General features: G+C 56.2%; 14 protein-coding genes. 2 read left to right on the top strand and 12 right to left on the bottom strand.

Annotation, left to right across the window (positions count from 1 at the left end; genetic code table 11):
* Positions 1-59 precede the first annotated feature (59 nt).
* Positions 60-749 carry a phosphopantothenoylcysteine decarboxylase gene (locus V3C20_RS02850; RefSeq protein ID WP_238623820.1) on the bottom strand — a complete coding sequence of 230 codons (690 nt, stop codon included), beginning with the start codon at positions 747-749 and terminating at the stop codon, positions 60-62.
* 70 nt (positions 750-819) lie between these two features.
* On the opposite strand from V3C20_RS02850, the gene V3C20_RS02845 reads away from it, so the two are divergent.
* Positions 820-2,004, top strand: coding sequence for a cysteine desulfurase family protein (locus V3C20_RS02845; RefSeq protein WP_161981644.1), 1,185 nt, complete (start codon positions 820-822; stop codon positions 2,002-2,004).
* Positions 2,005-2,171: 167 nt separating this feature from the next.
* Entirely contained in the window at positions 2,172-2,618 is a 447-nt protein-coding gene (locus V3C20_RS02840; protein WP_161981312.1) for a GNAT family N-acetyltransferase, read from the top strand.
* A gap of 62 nt (positions 2,619-2,680) precedes the next feature.
* Here the strand turns inward: V3C20_RS02840 and V3C20_RS02835 are convergent, their stop codons facing one another.
* The 11 genes from V3C20_RS02835 to V3C20_RS02785 all read right to left on the bottom strand — a co-directional run bounded on the left by V3C20_RS02835 (position 2,681) and on the right by V3C20_RS02785 (position 14,479).
* Complete coding sequence (locus tag V3C20_RS02835) at positions 2,681-3,430, bottom strand: DeoR/GlpR family DNA-binding transcription regulator (RefSeq protein ID WP_130083983.1); 750 nt, start codon at positions 3,428-3,430, stop codon at positions 2,681-2,683.
* A gap of 216 nt (positions 3,431-3,646) precedes the next feature.
* Positions 3,647-4,990: a PPK2 family polyphosphate kinase gene (locus tag V3C20_RS02830; protein ID WP_161981311.1), complete on the bottom strand. Its 1,344-nt coding sequence runs from the start codon at positions 4,988-4,990 to the stop codon at positions 3,647-3,649.
* Between the two features lie 16 nt (positions 4,991-5,006).
* Positions 5,007-7,670 carry a tetratricopeptide repeat protein gene (locus tag V3C20_RS02825; RefSeq protein ID WP_130083981.1) on the bottom strand — a complete coding sequence of 888 codons (2,664 nt, stop codon included), beginning with the start codon at positions 7,668-7,670 and terminating at the stop codon, positions 5,007-5,009.
* 14 nt (positions 7,671-7,684) lie between these two features.
* Positions 7,685-8,728, bottom strand: a complete 1,044-nt coding sequence (locus V3C20_RS02820) for a M23 family metallopeptidase (protein ID WP_161981310.1) — start codon at positions 8,726-8,728, stop codon at positions 7,685-7,687.
* 19 nt (positions 8,729-8,747) lie between these two features.
* On the bottom strand, positions 8,748-9,329 hold the full coding sequence (locus V3C20_RS02815) for a hypothetical protein (RefSeq protein ID WP_067574012.1): 582 nt from the start codon (positions 9,327-9,329) through the stop codon (positions 8,748-8,750).
* Between the two features lie 74 nt (positions 9,330-9,403).
* Positions 9,404-9,943, bottom strand: a complete 540-nt coding sequence (locus tag V3C20_RS02810) for a flavoprotein (protein ID WP_130083979.1) — start codon at positions 9,941-9,943, stop codon at positions 9,404-9,406.
* A gap of 12 nt (positions 9,944-9,955) precedes the next feature.
* The gene (locus V3C20_RS02805; RefSeq protein WP_130083978.1) at positions 9,956-10,324 is read right to left on the bottom strand and encodes a hypothetical protein; all 369 of its coding nucleotides are present in this window, start codon (positions 10,322-10,324) and stop codon (positions 9,956-9,958) included.
* Between the two features lie 109 nt (positions 10,325-10,433).
* Entirely contained in the window at positions 10,434-11,309 is an 876-nt protein-coding gene (locus tag V3C20_RS02800) for a PDZ domain-containing protein (RefSeq protein WP_161981309.1), read from the bottom strand.
* A gap of 8 nt (positions 11,310-11,317) precedes the next feature.
* A complete protein-coding gene (locus V3C20_RS02795) occupies positions 11,318-11,821 on the bottom strand; it encodes a hypothetical protein (RefSeq protein WP_130083976.1) in 504 nt (167 codons plus the stop codon).
* A gap of 105 nt (positions 11,822-11,926) precedes the next feature.
* Positions 11,927-12,526 (bottom strand): sigma-70 family RNA polymerase sigma factor, encoded by a 600-nt coding sequence (locus V3C20_RS02790; RefSeq protein WP_067574002.1) that lies wholly within the window; start codon positions 12,524-12,526, stop codon positions 11,927-11,929.
* A 33-nt stretch (positions 12,527-12,559) separates the two neighbouring features.
* The gene (locus tag V3C20_RS02785) at positions 12,560-14,479 is read right to left on the bottom strand and encodes an amidophosphoribosyltransferase (RefSeq protein WP_130083975.1); all 1,920 of its coding nucleotides are present in this window, start codon (positions 14,477-14,479) and stop codon (positions 12,560-12,562) included.
* Positions 14,480-14,511 lie beyond the last annotated feature (32 nt).

Here is a 14,511-nt window from a genome sequence, read left to right as displayed (position 1 = left end):
AAGGAGGAGAGGTATTGTTTGAGAGAAGCGGTATGCTGCGGCTAATATTTTATGATGGCTCAATTCCAGCTGGGTTCAAGCCCGGAAAAGGTATGCTGGCCGGGATGGCAGGTCTTTCCGGCGTACAAGCGGCACGCGCGTTCTACTATCTGGTGGGCGATGTGGGTTTTGGCGGCTTTTTCCAGCAGGTCCGTCCGATCTGGATAGATGAGTAGCACTTCGTTTTCCGATGCGTCGAAACCGATGTCCCGGCGGGAAACATCATTGGCTATGATCATGTCGCATTGCTTGCGCTCCAGCTTGCCGCGCGCATAGGATTCCACATCGTGGGTTTCCGCCGCAAAGCCGACCAGAATGCCGCGGAAGCCGAATTCCGAGCGCATGGAACCTAGAATGTCTTTCGTGCGCTCCAGTTCCAGAACCATGCGTTCCCCTGTTTTTTTGATCTTGCGGTCCGGTACGGAAACCGGCCTGTAGTCTGCGACGGCGGCACTGAGAATGGCTATGTCCGTATAGGACGCCTGGTTCTGCACGGCGTCATACATTTCCTGCGCGGTCTCCACGGGGAGGAAGTCAACGCCGTGCGGAATGTCGAGGAAAGTGGGGCCGGAGACGAGCAGGACGCGGTGGCCGTCGTGGGCCGCCGCCTCCGCCAGGCAGTATCCCATTTTGCCAGAAGAACGGTTGGTGATGTATCTTACGGGGTCAATGGCTTCTCTGGTGGGACCGGCCGTGATGAGGAAACGCATGGGCAGCATTATGCGGAATCGTGGGGAAAAGTGAAGAGTGATCTTGTTCAGCGGGGTATTATGTTCCGGCTTGACTCCTGTCCGTGATTGGGCGAGTTATGAAGGCGTGATTTATTGGGACAATAACGCCACCACTCCCCTTCTTCCGGAAGTTTACGCCGCCATGGAGCCGTTCCTGAAAGAACGGTTTTTCAATCCTTCCGCCGGGTATGGGGAAGCCCGGCGCGTGCGGGAGGCCGTGGAGGAAGCCCGTGCCGGAGTGGCGGCCCTGCTGGACGTGTCTCCGGCGGAAATTGTGTTTACTTCCGGAGGAACGGAGGCCACCAATGCGGCCTTTCGCCAGATGGCCCGTAAAGGAAAGGGCGTGGCCGTCCTGTCCACGGATCATGATGCTTCCCTGAAAACATCCATTACCCTGGGGAATGGACGCATTTGTTCCGTGGACCGGGAAGGAAGGGCCTTACCGGAAGAATGGGAAGCCCTGTGCGCCGGGGAGGTGAGCGGCGTTTCCTTTGCCTGGGCCAATAATGAGACGGGCGTGCTTCAGGATGCTGCGGCTTTGTGCGCCGCCGCCCGGCGGCATGGGCTGCCCGTGCATCTGGATGCGGTGCAGTGTGCCGGAAAGATTCCCGTATCTCTGCATGGGATGGATGTGGATTATGCATCCGTTTCCGCCCATAAATTGCATGGTCCGAAGGGCATAGGATGCCTGTACAGGCGCTCCGGCGCTCCCCTAGAGCCTGTCCTGTTTGGAGGCGGCCAGGAGTGCGGGCTGAGGTCCGGTACGGAGAATGTGCCGGGAATCATCGGTTTTGGAGCCGCGGCCCGTGTAGCTCTCCGGCATCTGGAGGAAGCAGGGCGCGTGAGACGCCTGCGGGATAGTTTTGAGTCTTCCCTGGCGCAGGCCATAGACGGAGTGACGGTGCATTCCGGCGCTGCGGAGAGGATTCCGAATACGTCCAATCTGGCTTTTTCCGGGTGCACGGCCGAAGCCCTGATGCTTTTGCTGGAACCCGCCGGATTGCTGTGTTCCGCCGGGTCCGCCTGCCATACCGTGCAGCCCATGCCGTCCCACGTGCTGACGGCTATGGGGCTGTCCGACGGGGAGGTGCGTTCCTCCCTGCGTTTTTCCCTGTCTTTCACCACAACAGAGGATGAGGTGCGGGAGGCCGTGCAGCTGGTGGCGGAGGCTGTCGGGAAAGTGCGCTGCGTCCAGTCTTCCCGTACCGGTCCCGTGTTTGTTTACAGGCCGTGAGCGGGAGACCGCCTGATAAGCACTTTATGGCGGTGGATCGTCCGTCAAGACGCCAAGGGCTGGTGCTTTGGGCAAATTGCCCTCTTCTCTTTCATTCTTGCCGCCGTGCATGGTTCATGCTACGGTTTATAGATTGTGGAAAACAGCGGTTTTTCTAGTAGATGCTTATGAATATAGAACATTATCAAAGCAAGGATGAGGCGGCGGTCCTGGATATTTGGCTAAAGGCGTCCGAACAGGCCCACGCGTTTGCCGGGGTTGGTTTCTGGTGCGGCCTGGTGGAGGATATGAGGCAGGTGTATTTGCCTAAGGCGCGGACCTGGATATGCCGTGACGGTGACCGCGTGGTAGGGTTTGCCTGCCTGGTGGGGGAAGGAGAATTAGCCGCCTTGTTCGTGGACCCGGAACGCCAGTGCGAGGGAATAGGGACGGAGTTGCTGAATTGGGCCAAGGATCACAGCAAGGGACTGCTGACCGTAGGAGTTTATGAGGAGAATCCGCGTGCATTGCAGTTTTACAAGCGCAGCGGGTTTGAAGAGATCGGCTCCCTTGAGGATGAACTTACCGGCAGCCGGGAATACCGTCTGGAGTGGAAAAGGCCGCGTCCGTCATAAGAAAGGGCGGAGGCTCCTGAAGAACCTCCGCCCGAGTTGATTTTTAGGATGCCGGCAGACGTTTAGGCGATTTCCACCTTGACGCCGCTCTTTTCGATCTGCTCCACCATTTCCGGAGCAATGGAGTCGTCCGTGATGAGCATGTTCACCAAGTTGGGCGCGACCGTATAGAATGCGGGGCTGTTTGCGATGCTTGTAGAAGGCATGGCGATGATTACCTTGGCATCCTGGGGGATGACGCTTCTGATGAATTCAGATTGAAGCATGTTTTTGTATCCGGCGCCATGTTTGGGGGAGTAGCAGTCCGGGGTGAGTACTACCAGTTCAATGTTCAGGGAACCGGCCGCGTGTGCCGCATCCTGGCCCACGTACACTTGGGCTTCACGGTCGAAACGGCCGCCCGTGCAGTAGAAACTGAGGCTCGGGATGCCTTCCAGCCGGGTCAGAAGGGTGGGGTTGTTGGAGACGATATGCGTATCCCTGGAGTTGACATGGTTGCAGATCTGGTAACCCATGGTGCTGCTGTCAATGAACATGACGACAGAGGTCGGGATGTTCTGAACGGTTTTTTTGGCAATCTGGATGGAGACATGGTCCTGAGTGACAATGTCTTCATGAAGAGATTTGTGAGTGAGCGCCAGTGCGCCGCCGTGAACACGCTTGAGGAATCCCCTTTTTTCAAGATTAATTAAATCGTTGCGGACAGTCTCATCTGTGACCTTCATCTGCTTGGCCAGAGCGATTGTCCTTGCGGCTCCATGTTCGGCCAGGGTTTTCAGAATGAACTCTTTACGTTGGGATGCTAAGTACATTGGGTTCTGTTTTTCTATATAGAATGTTTACACGTTCTACGTGTTAAGTTGTTTTCTAACAGTTTTTCACGGTGTCAGTCAAGCGTTAGAAATATTAACTTTTGACTGTTATTGTGAATAATGCCGATTTTGTAATACTAAGACAGCGTGATAACGATAAATGTACAAAAATATTTACTCAATGCACAAATTAGTTATTATTATGACAGAGATTTGTCAATCGGGTATGGATATGGTGGCCGGATCAAAGTTAGGGGTGGGAAAGGCAAGCTGGAGATGCCGGAGCTTTTCCACGATCAGGCGTGCAATGACAAGGTTTCTGTACCATTTCCGGTCTCCGGGGATAATATACCAGGGGGCTTCCGGAGTGGATGTTTTTTCAATGAGGTCCTGGTAGGCAGCTTGGAATTCATCCCAGCGATTGCGGTCGTCAAGGTCATCCATGCAGAATTTCCAGAGCTTGTCCGGATCCTGAAGCCGTGATTCCAGGCGCTTTTTCTGTTCCGCCTTGGAGATATTCAGGAAGAGCTTGATGATGGTGGTGCCTTCCTCCGCAAGCATGGATTCAAAATCCAGCACGTGTTTATAGCGGCGCTTCCAGACGGGGTCCGGGAAGATTTTCTTTACACGTACGGCGATGATGTCTTCATAATGGGAACGGTTGAAGATGGCAATCTGGCCCTTGGTGGGCACTTCCTTGTGCACGCGCCAGAGGAAGTCATGGTCCAGTTCCTCCGGGGTAGGTTTTTTGAAGGGCACCACATGCAGCCCCTGCGGGTCCACGCGAGAGAAGACGTGCTTGACGCAGCCATCCTTGCCGCCGGCATCCATCGCTTGGAGGATGACAAGTATTTTGTGCTTGTGCTGGGCAAAGAGTTTTTTCTGCAGTTCCTGCAGTTCCTCCCTCAGCTTGTCAAATTCGACCAGTGATTCTTCCTTGGTTCCAGAGAAGAGAGATCTGTCATCCGTGGGGTAGTCCTTTAAACGCAGTTTTTTGCCCGGAGGCACCAGGTAACGGTTCATAGTATGAGAAGTTAGTGTTGAAGAGGAAGCGAGCCGGTCGACTCGCTTTTCCGCAGAGGAGCGGTTGGCGGCAGGGGGGGGGCCGAAAAATTGAGTGAGGGCGTCCTTAATGACTTTTCTTTTGAATTTGGGGAACATTTCCAGCTTGATGTCCTGGAGAAGCACCCATTTTATTTTTGCAAATTCCGGGCTGCGGTGCAGGTCCGTCTTCGGGCGGCTCGTTTTACAGCGCACCAGAAAGTAGGTTTGTTCCTGGCCCACCCAGCGGGTGATTTTACGGTGGTTGGCAGGATATTTGTACCGCAGTCCGGGCAGGCGCGCCACAATGGTGTAGTCCGAGGGGCGCAGTCCCACTTCCTCCCAGACTTCCCGTGCCAGGGCGCGTTCAATGCTTTCATTCTTGATGACGCCTCCCTGGGGGAAATGCCAGTAGGGATTGCGGCCGTGGTCCTTGCCCAGCAGGATGTAGCCGTCGGCATCCATGATGATGGCAGCCGCGTTGATTCTCCATGTTCTGGCTGGTGAAGGAGTGTCCATAACGGGGCAAATCTGCTTACTGGGGGGCCTGTTTTGGTACAGGCTGCATTTCCGGCGGCTGTTCCGTTTCAACCGGGTCTTCCTGCCAGATGAAGTGCTCCAGTTGGATGCGGCGTGCATAGGCCGCCGCTTCTCTGGCCCTGGGGCCGGACGTTTGCGCCAGCTTTCTGGCCAGGGCCAGGGCGCCGTCCCAGTTCTGTGCCTGCCCCATGAGGCGTATGGACGCAAATCCTGCATTATAGAACCAGTGCCAGTCCCGGCGCTTGTTGGCGGAACTGCCGCTGGGCGTATGGACTAGGATGGAGGCATAGTCATCCAGAGCTTTTTCCTGGTCGTTCAGCCGTTCGTAAAATTGGGCCCGCTGGGTAAGGGTTTTGAATTTCCATGCCAGTCCCAGATTGGGAGTATTCAGGATTTCCGTGCACAGGTTGATGGCCTTGCGGAGGGTGTCTGAGTGGGTGTCTTCCTTGGTTACCCACGCATCCGCCTGGATGGAGAGGGCCAGCAGCCGCATGTAGCGCGGCAGCGGCTTGGAAAGCAGTTCGTCAAGCACGGCGATGCACTGGTCCGCTTTTCCCATGCGCAGCAGGACGGAGGCTTCTTCTATTTTGGCGGCCTGGGCAAATTGCGTTGTTCCCGCCCCCAGAGTCTGGAAGATGTTAAGGGCCGCTTCCAGCGTGTTGACAGTGTTGCTTTGCTGCGCCGCCTTTCCTGCCAGGAAGAGAGCCGCCGCTTTCAGGGGGCTGTCCGGATATTTGGAGGGGAAGGGCTGGAGTACGAGCTGGGCTTCGTGGAAGTCGCCGTTTTTGTACAAGAGTTCCCCAAGTTTGAGGTACAGGGCGTCGGCCTGCTTCCCGTCCTTGTTCAGGGCAATGGTTTGCCGGCATGCCTGGATGGCCTCCGTCCATTCCTGGAGGTTTTCCGCCAGCAGGATTTTCAAGCGGCCGAGCTGCATGGACTGGTCCGGGGTGAGCTGTTCCTTTTCCAGCAGAGGGAGGATGGATTGCACGGTCTGGATGTCCGGCGGATTGAGGTTCAGAGCCACTTCCGCCTGGTCCAGCCGCGCCTGGGTTTTCAGAGCCGGGTCTTCCGCCAGGGCTACGAAGGCAGCCAGGAGTTCCGTGGCCTCCGGGTTCATCCTTTTAGCCGCATAATGGGCCTGTTCAAAGAGGATATGTTCCCGCAGCCTTGCAGAGCCTGCGGCTTCCCGGACCAGCGCGGCCGCGCCTTTCGCATCGTTGGCATGCAGGGCGGAGAGGTTTTCATTGAAGAGCGCGGCTTCCGCCGTTTTTTCCGTACCGCGCCGGGAGGCTTCACGGAAGAGTTTTTGAGCCAGGGAGTAATCCCCTTTCTGGAAGGCCAGGGCGCCTTGCTGGAAGACGATGCCGGCAGATGTGCCCGGATATTTGGAGATGAGACGTTCCGCATCTTCCGTGCGTCCTTTGTCAAGGAGGGCCGTGATGACGTTCAGACAGAGAGTCTGGACAGGAACGTTCTGCGGATATTTGGCAAGGCTGTCTCCGGCAAGCTTGATGGCTCCCGCCAGGTCTCCCTTTTCCAGAAGAAGGCTGCCCATGGCGTACATGGCCGCAGGCTGCCGTGTGGCGTCTTTGGAGTTCACCCAGCCTGTGAGTTTTTCCAGTGCCTGAGGGTCGGTACGGAAGGTGTTTTCTCTCAGAAGGATGTTGAAGGCGTCCATCAGCAGGGGGGAGTCCGCCTTTCCGCCGATGAAGGTGATGAGCCGGTCTTCTCCCGTTCCGGCGGTGTGGATGTTTTCCTCTTCCGGCTGCTGCGCGCGCGCTTCTTCCTCCGCCTGCCCCGGATTGCGTTTTTCCCGGAGAATTTCCCCTTCCGCCAGTGCCACCCGTGCCAGATCACGGATTTTTGCAGGGTAGGAGGTGTTGTCCGCAATGGAAGCAAATGTTTTAATGGCCTGATCTACATTGCCCTGGATGACCGATATTTTTCCGTCCACCAGTTCTGCATAGGGAAGCAGGATGGGCGGCTTTTCCGTGCCGGACAGACTGTTTTTTACCTGTTCGAGGATGGATTGCGCCTCCGTATAGTTCTGCATGCCGGCTAGGGTGTCCGCCAGCAGGATGTTGGCGGTGTGTGAAACGGAGGGAGAGTCCGAGCGGCCCAGCCTGGTCAAGGATTCCACGAGAAGCTGCTGGTCTCCGAGCTGCCGGGCCAGCTGGGCTTTCAACTGGAAGGCGTAAACGGAGAGGGGATCGGAGTCCGGGATGGAGGAGAGTTTTTCCAGAGCCCTGGTGAAGTATCCCTTGTTGAACAGGCCCATGGCCGTCCAATAGGATTTCAGAACGGAGTCCGGCAGTTGTTCCCACAGGGCGAGGCCTTCATCCGTCTTGTGGGCGCGGATCAGGGCTTCCGCAAGGAACGGCCTGATGATGGCCTTTTGAGATTCCGGGAGGTTTTTCGTTTTCAGGCTTTCCTGAAAGTTTTTGCTGGCTTCCAGCGGGAGGTGTGCAGCCAGGTCCTTCAGGCCCTGCTGGTATTTTTTGTTTTTCAATAGCGCCTGTTCGTCCTGCGACAGGGCGGAAGCGGGGGGAGGAGTGTTGCCTGACGCCGCAGAGGAGAGGCCCCCCAGGGACAGCAGGAACGCGGCGCATGCCGCCATGGCGGCGGGGATGGTGTGGTGCCTGGTGGAGGGTATTTGCATGATCAATAAGGGGCTTATGGTTCCGTTCCCATGAAAATGAGCCGGATGTAGCGTTTTCCGGAAGCCGTCAGCCTGGGTTCCTTGCTGGAACCGGAAACGCGGTTGCAGGTTCTGTACAGTTGGGAGAAGGGATGGGGAACAGCCCGGATGACGGCAGGTTCACTGCAGGGTTCCGCAGAAGGAGTGACGGAGGTGGGAACTCCGGGTCCGGTGAAACTGATTTCCCAGGATTTGGGCTGTGACGGACCCGGTTTCAGCAGGAAGGGATAGTTTTTGACCAGGCTGGGTATTTTTCCGGTGGAGGGAACGCGCACTACGTATTGCACCGGGAGGGAAGAGATATGGCGGGACAGGGAGAATTCCTCCCCGTCCTTGCAGTGGATGAGGACAGGCGCCGCATCAAAGCCCGCCAGGTTCAGGCCGTTGTAATTGCCGTGGCGGTTGGGCGTGCCCATTTTCAGGCTGTCATACCAGGGTTGAAAGTTGTCCTGGAGCTTGAGACAGAGCTCCAGATGCAGGTGGGCCCGTGTTTTATTCAGCCCTGCGCCGGAATAGCCCAGGCGTCCGATGACGTTTCCGGTGCCTACCTGGTCCCCCTCCCGGCAGTTGACGGAGGCGAGGTGGGCGTAAAGGCTATAGAGCGGTCCGTCTTTCAGCCGGTGTTCAATGACGACGTAGCGGCCGTAGTTGCTGTGCGCAGGGTTTGCGGAAGCATGGACCACGATGCCGCCAGCCACCGGGTGGACATCGTCCAGAGGGACGCCTGCGGCATCCCTTTTGAGGGGCTTGATGTCAATGCCTTCATGAAATTTGGTGGCTACCGGGCCTGCCTGGGTTCTGACTAGGGTGCGGGTAAAGCCGTAGGCACCGGCCTGCCAGGGCTGGGATTTCTGCCCCTCGAAGTTCCGGTCCACGTACATGTAAAAGTCCTGCGGACGGTCGTTCAGAAGGGCCGTGTTTGAGGTGGGGAAGCGCACGGCAATGTCCGCCGCCAGATAAGAGGCGCTCCACAGGAACAGGAAGCATCCGGACAGGAACAGGAGGAACTTGCTGTGCATGTTCATAAAACGTGCGGGATCAGAGCCGTCCGCGGCGGGTGCTGATCACGGTGCGGTCTTTGTGGTCTTCAGGGTCCTTGGCTTCTTTCTTTTCCTTGGTGGGGTCTATTGCAGGAAGCAGAGGCTTGGTGACGGGAGCGAGCTTGTTGATGGCTTCTTCCCTTTTAGGGTCCGCCGGAGGGATGAATTCCGCCATGGCGGCAAGGTCCGCTGGGGAGAAGCCCCCCAGAACGGCCAGTTTGCCTCCCTTGATGGGGTTGTTGTAGAGACGCATGGGCTGCATGCGGTGGCCGTTGACGATGGGCAGTATCTGTTTGCCGAGATTTAATGCGGTTACCCCTTCCACCCTGCTGTGCAGGCCTTTTTTAATGTTGAATACGGCTCCGTAAGTATTGTCCGCCGCCCGGAAGGAGTAGTAGGAGTCAATGTCATTCTGGGAGATGAAGGGTACTTTGGAGTAGTAGTAACCGTCATCTTCATTCCGGAAGGAGAATTTCTGACTGTCGGAGGCGCCTGTCTGCATATGGAAGCTGACGGGATATTTGTCAGACCCGCAGGAACAAAGCAACAGGGTTCCAAGGAAAAGAGTGAGCAGCTTCATGCCCGGAATGATAAAAGATTTATCCCTCCGGGGGCAAACCAATAAAAAGGCATGAGGCGATTTTTCCACAGCCTTTATGGCAGCAGGGAAAGAGTTTTTTTCACAATCAATTCCACGGGCATCAGCTTGCCCGTCCCGGCCGCTCCGCACGCAAGGATGCCGGCCTCGGCAGGGCCGAAGATGTGGTGACGTTCCCGCTGTTTCAGGATTTCCGCGTTTTTCCGGGTGGCGGGATGCTCCCACATGTGGACGTTCATGGCGGGGCAAATTAACACGGGGGCCTTGCAGGCCAGGTAGAGGGAGCTGAGCATGTCCGGCGCCATGCCGTGGGCAAAGTTTGCCATGGTGTTTGCCGTGGCGGGCGCCACAACCAGGAGGTCGGCGTTTTGAGCCAGCTGGATATGGGGGGGAATCCATTCCCCTTTTTCATCGTCAAAGGAGGAGAAAACGGGGTTGCGGGAGATGGTGTGGAGAGTGAGGGGCGTGACGAATTCCAAGGCCTTGGCCGTGCAGACGCAATGCACGTCATGTCCGTGCTTGACGAGGGCGGAAGCGATGTCCGCCGCCTTGTACGCGGCAATGGAGCCGGTGACGCCTAGGATGATGCAGGCCATGGAAAGGGGAGTTCAGGCTTTGGAGGAGTTTTTGCCTTCGTCGATCAGCTTCCAGAAATGCTTGGACTGGCTGAGGATTTCATCTTCTCCCGCCGTAGGAGAGATGTTCGTGCGGAATAAAAAGTCGTTCAGGCTGTTGGCATGCAGTACGCGGTGAACGACCACTTTTCCGTCAATGACTTCAAAATAGATTCGGTAGTCCTTGGCCACGTAACGGTAAAGCGTTTTGCCGTCTTTTTCCATTTTGCCGAAACGGGTGTCATCCAGCGTTTGAAGCATGGATTCGGAAACCTGGAATTCTCCCAGCAGGTCCAGTTGTTCCAGCGTGGGAATACGGGATATTTCCGCGGCACTGATTTTATTGAAGACGATTTGAAGCACGCCCCTTTTTAAGTGGGACGGCAGTCAAGTTCAAGCCTGAAACAAGGCAAGAAGCCGATTTTGGGAGGGAAAGGCGCTCCTTTCATTCCTCCGGGATGCCGGGTCCGTATCAGCGGGGATCCTGCGTGGGGATGATGCCTTTGCTTTCCACAATCTGGGTTCCGCGGATGACCTGGATGGTCAGGGTTTTTTCCCCTGTCAGGTAGTAGGTGGCGTCCAGCATGTCTCCATAGTTGCGGATGGGAACGTTGTTGATGCTCATGAGAATGTCTCCGGTCTGGATGCCGCCGCGTGCCAGTGGGCCACCATTGATAATTCCTTCAATGACGGGGGTGGATGAGTTGATGTCCAGCAGGCAGCCCAGCCGCACCCGTTTGGCTTTGGGATTTTCTGCCAGGAAAGAGATGGCCTGGGCCGGCAGAAGATGGCAGGTGCCTTTGCGGGAGACGCCCAGGACGATGCCGACAAGACGGTTGTCTGCATCATAGCACGGCTGGCCGATCGGCGGTGCTGCCAGTTTGGGGAATTGAGCGCGGATAAGGCGCAAGGGAAAGCTGATGTCCCCTATGGAGTGCTCCATGCCCACATAAATACCTAGCGTGGGTTCATTCTCGCTGTTGGTGAAGGCAAGCCTGGCTCCCCGTCTGAGGGTGGCGTTTGCGGCGATGGAAGGGGATGTGCCGGAGAGAAGGGAGGGATTTACCTTGAACAGCGTCAATCCCGTAAGCTTTTCCTGCGCCCATACTTGGAGGGGCGGTGTCTCCTTGCCGTCCAGGTGATAGGTTACAGCTCCGTTTTTAAAAACCCTGTAAGGGATCAGGGCGGCAATAAAGCCGTTGCTTGTCTGTGCGGCCAGGGTCGTGTATGATTCCCCGTTTGCCTGCTGCGGAACAGCCGTTACTTTAAAAGGAGCAGGCACGGCCGCCGCTTGCTGAATAATGCCTGCGACGGCTATGCCTGCTAATATGGGAACCACCAAGTTCATAATGAGCATTACATCTCAATGAGAACTCGGGATACCGGTTTGTCATCGGTATTGGAATCAGTCTGTAGCTGATTTTCTTTGATCGATGTTTCGTTAGACGGGACCTCCGTGGTGAGCGTTGTTGTCGCTCCGGCCGCTCCGTCAGTTGAGGTTGTTTCTACTTCTTCCTCGCTAACGGGTTGAAGTTTCCCGTCGGGGATACGGGGGGCAGATACGTAAGCGTCCGCCGGTTCCATGTCCCCAGACGCTATGATAACGCCTACGGCCGCCAATGTCACGATGGACATGGACGCGTATATCCACTGCCAACCTCTAAAGTTTTGCAGATAGTTGTCCAGGCGTTCGAGCAACAATTTCCAAGTAGATTGAGTAGCCTGATCGGTTTCCTTTCTCAGATGAAAATTGCGGAGGAAATCTTCTTCAAAATTGTCATGATAACAAGCTTCCTTACGGAAGGACGCCAGCATGGCAACCAGAGTTTCCTCTTTTTGTTCTGTGGATTGTTTATCCATCGTCGTTGATTTTGTGTATGATATGGGTTAGGGTGTTTGGTCCTGATTCTAGGACTAAGCGTTTGACAGGCCAGCAGGATGCAGTGTTCAATATTTTTTAACGCATTAGCTCAGATATTCCGCCAGCAATCCCTGGAGTTCCTTGTGGGCGTAATGCAATCGGGATCTGAGTGTTCCTTCCGAGATGCCGAGAAGGGCGGAAATCTCCGTATGATTAAGGCCTTTGACATCGTGCAGAACCACAACTTCACGGTGTTTCGTGGAGAGCTTTTTGAGTGCTTCATTGATCTTGAGCTGAAGTTCGTTTAAATGAGTGCGGCGTTCGGGGTCCGCCCCGTCCGTTTCATCCGCCATGTTCATATCCTTTTCCGTATGGTCGCCGTATTCGTCGTCGTCCAGACTGTAGGTCATTCTGCGGTTGCGCTTTTTCAGGAAGTTCCTGGCGTGGTTGACGGCAATGGAATGAAGCCATGTGTAAAACGCGCTTTGACCGTTGAAGTAGCGCAAGGCCCTGTAGGCTTTGGAAAACGCTTCTTGCGCGATGTCATAGGCATCGTCGTAGTTATCCGTCATTTGGTACAGCGTGGCATGAAGCTTACGGCTGTGGCGGATCACAAGCTCGTCAAAAGCACGAGAATCTCCTTCCCGAGCTCTGGCGACCAGTTCAGTGTCTTCCAGGGTCGTATAATCAATGGGGCCCGACATATTAGGCGTAGATTACCTAAAAATCGGGGGGGCCTACAAGGGCAAATCGTATGCACGGCCCCCTTTACCCTCAAACCAGCGCATGTATGCCACATTAACTGTGGTGTAGCCGCCCGGCGTGGGATAGTCGCCCGTGAAATACCAGTCTCCGCAAGGGCCTTCAATGGAGGCATGGAGGTTTTCGATGGTCTGGAAGATGACTTCCACCGGGCACGGTGCGTCGTGCGGCGTAACCAGGCGGGTGATTTCCCGTGAGATTTCCGCATCCGTCAGGCCGTCGTAAATGGCTTTGACGCAGTTGCGGCGTTCTTCCCTGGGTTTGGCCAGTTCCGCCTTGCATGCCTGGAACACTTCTTCCAGCAGGCGGGCTTTTCCGTGCTGCTTGATCAGGGAGACTGCGGCCTGGAAGGCGATGAAGTTGCCCAGTTCAGACATGTCGATTCCATAGCAGTCCGGATACCGGATTTGCGGAGCAGTGGAAGCGACGACGATTTTCCGGGGATTGGTGCGTCCCAGGATGCGCAGGATGGACCTTTTCAGCGTGGTACCGCGGACGATGGAGTCGTCAATGGCGACGAGGACGTCTTCCGGCCCTACGGCTCCGTACGTAAGGTCGTATACGTGGGAGACGAGCTGGGCGCGGCTTTTTTCCTGCGTGATAAAGGTACGCATCTTGATGTCCTTGTGCGCGATTTTTTCACCGCGCGGCCAGCGTTTCAGGATGGCGCTGTCCAGCATTTTTTCATCCAGCGTCCCGTTCCGGAGGGCTTCCAGTAGCTGGGCGTGAACGCGCTTGCGGCGGTACACCCGCAATCCTTCCAGCAGTCCGTAGTAGGCGGTTTCCGCCGTGTTGGGGATGTAGGTGATGGCGGATTTGTCAAAACGGTCTTCCAGGGAGTCCACAATTTGCGGTGTCAGGGCTGCGCCAAGAGCCTTGCGTTCCCGGTAAACGATGGGGTCGTTGCCGCGGGAGAAGTAGATTTTTTCAAAGGAGCAGGGAGTGGGGGCCAGCGGCGTGGTGAATTCCGTGATGGCGTGCGTGCCGTCCGCCTTGATGGAAAGCATGTTGGCGGGAGGAAGCTCATGCACTTGTTCGCTTTCCACTTCAAATACGGTCATCAGGGGGACGCGTTCGGAGGCCACGGCGATGAATTCGTCCGTAATCAGGTAGTGGCAGGGACGGATACCGTGGGGGTCGCGCAGGCAGAAGTAGTCTCCGTTGCCAATGGCTCCCATGATGGCATAGCCGCCGTCCCAGCGCTGGGCGGAGTTATGGATGATTTCCTGAATGTTGAGACGGGAGGAGATGGCGTGGGGAATTTCCGGGCCAGGCATGCCGCTGTCACGCAAAGCGCGGTAAAGGTCCGTGTGGGCTTCATCCAGATGGTAGCCGATTTCTTCCAGAACGGTTTGCGTGTCCGTGCCGAAGACGGGATGCTGGCCGCGTTCAATCATGCGCTGGTTGAGTTCCGGCGTATTGGTCATGTTGAAGTTGCCCAGCACCATCAGCGTGCGCGTGGGCCAGTTGGTGCGGCGCAGGTAGGGATGGCAGGAGCCTTCGTCAAAGAGGCCGGAGGTGCCGTAGCGCAGATGCCCCATCAGGATTTCTCCGCCGTAGTCAAAGTTGTTTTTGATGTCTTCCGCATCTTTCAGGTTGACCTGGCCGCGGCGGATTTTCTTGTTGAGCTTCTTGATCTGGCCGTTGAAGATGGTAGTAAGGGCGTCCTTGCTGGCGTCCCGGGTACGGAACAGGTAGGGCTGGCCCAGGGGCATGTTGAGCTTTACGCAGCCGATGCCCGCGCCGTCCTGGCCGCGGTTGTGCTGCTTTTCCATCAGGATGAGCAGTTTGTTGAACGCCCAGAGGGTGCTGCCGTATTTGTCCTGAAAATAAGAGAGAGGCTTAAGCAGGCGAATGGCGGCTACGCCGCACTCGTGTTTAAGAAAATCGCTCATGGGATTGATATGAAAGGATTGTCCTGCAAGTG

This window comes from Akkermansia sp. RCC_12PD, assembly GCF_036417355.1.
GTDB lineage: Bacteria > Verrucomicrobiota > Verrucomicrobiia > Verrucomicrobiales > Akkermansiaceae > Akkermansia.
This window is presented reverse-complemented; position numbering and strand designations above follow the sequence as displayed.